Annotated in this window: 3 protein-coding genes; all 3 read left to right on the forward strand. The window is 64.5% G+C overall.

Annotation, left to right across the window (positions count from 1 at the left end; translation table 11 throughout):
* Window positions 1–140, forward strand: a 140-nt coding sequence (locus tag ABZ348_RS34655) for a vitamin B12 dependent-methionine synthase activation domain-containing protein (RefSeq protein WP_358939998.1), incomplete at its 5' end; no start/stop codon positions are given.
* Window positions 137–1,000, forward strand: a complete 864-nt coding sequence (gene metF, locus ABZ348_RS34660) for a methylenetetrahydrofolate reductase [NAD(P)H] (RefSeq protein WP_358939994.1) — start codon at window positions 137–139, stop codon at window positions 998–1,000. The genes ABZ348_RS34655 and metF, both read left to right, overlap by 4 nt.
* A partial coding sequence (locus ABZ348_RS34665; RefSeq protein ID WP_358939996.1) for an adenosylhomocysteinase occupies window positions 990–1,672 on the forward strand: 683 nt, incomplete at its 3' end. The genes metF and ABZ348_RS34665, both read left to right, overlap by 11 nt.

A 1,672-nucleotide genomic window follows, 5' to 3' on the forward strand; every position in this document is an offset into this window, starting at 1 on the left:
CCCTCCTCGAACCCGAGCGGATCGGCGTCCAGCTCTCCGAGGAATTCCAGCTCCACCCGGAACAGTCCACCGACGCCATCGTCATCCATCACCCGCAAGCCTCCTACTTCAACGCGGGCAGAGCAGGAGGTGGCCGGTGAGGCCGACGTTCTCCTTCGAGTTCTTCCCGCCCAAGACGGCCAAGGGCGAGCAGGACCTGTGGCAGGCCATCCGCCGCATCGAACCGCTCGCGCCCGACTTCGTGTCCATCACCTACGGCGCGGGCGGCTCCTCACGCGACCGCACCATTCAGATCACCCAACGCATCGTGGCCGAGACGACTCTGCGCCCGGTGGCGCACCTGACCGCCGTCGGGCACTCGGTGGCCGAACTGCGCCACATCATCGGCCAGTACGCCGATGTCGGTGTGCGAGACGTGTTGGTGCTACGCGGTGATCCTCCCGGCGACCCCATGGGGCCGTGGCAACCGCATCCGGACGGTTTCACGCACGCCTTCCAACTGGTCGAACTGATCCGTTCCCTGGGGGCATTCACCATCGGAGTGGCGGCGTTTCCGGAGAAGCATCCTCGTTCGCCCGACTGGGACAGCGACATTCGCCACTTCGTAGCCAAATGCCGTGCCGGCGCGGACTACGCCATCACTCAGATGTTCTTCGACGTGGAGCACTATCTGCGGCTGCGCGACCGGGTGACGGCAGCGGGTTGTATGACGCCGATCATCCCCGAGATCATGCCGGCCACCGACGTGCGCCAGATCAGCCGCTTCGCCGAACTCTCCGGCGCGGCTTTCCCTGAGGACCTGGCCCATCGCCTGGTTGCCGCCCGGGACCGGCCTGAGGACGCGTACAAGATCGGTGTCGAACACGCCAAGGCCATGGCGGAAATTCTCCTCGCCGAGGGTGCTCCCGGCCTGCACTACATCACGCTCAACAAGTCCGCGGCGACCCTGGACATCCACCGCGCCGTAGTAAACAGCTCAAGGAGTCTTCATGTCAGCTGAGTTTACCGATTTCAAGGTCGCCGACCTCTCCCTTGCGGAGTTCGGCCGCAAGGAGATCACCCTCGCCGAGCACGAGATGCCCGGTCTGATGTCGATCCGCCGGGAGTATGCGAAGGCGCAGCCGCTGAAGGGCGCGCGGATCACCGGCTCGCTTCATATGACGATTCAGACGGCCGTTCTCATCGAGACCTTGGTGGCACTGGGCGCAAAGGTGCGCTGGGTGTCTTGTAATATCTTCTCCACCCAGGACCATGCCGCCGCCGCGATCGCGGCTACCGGCATACCGGTGTTCGCCTGGAAGGGGGAGACACCACAGGAGTACTGGTGGTGCACCGAGCAGGCGCTGACCTGGCCCGGCGATGCCGGACCGAACATGATTCTGGACGACGGCGGGGACGCAACCGGCCTGGTCCACCTGGGTGTCGAGTATCAGAAGACGGGCAAGCTGCCGGAAGCCGCCAACGAGGAATTGGCGTTGGTCCGAACGCTGCTGTCGCAGAGCACCCTCGACTGGTCCGCTCTTGCTTCGGAGATCCGCGGCGTCACGGAGGAGACCACGACCGGTGTCCACCGTCTCTACGAGATGCACCGTGACGGCACCCTTCTCTTCCCGGCGATCAATGTGAACGATGCCGTCACCAAGTCCAAGTTCGACAACAAGTACGGCTGCCG

The organism is Streptomyces sp. NPDC005963 (assembly GCF_040638655.1).
In the GTDB taxonomy this organism is placed as follows: Bacteria; Actinomycetota; Actinomycetes; order Streptomycetales; family Streptomycetaceae; genus Streptomyces.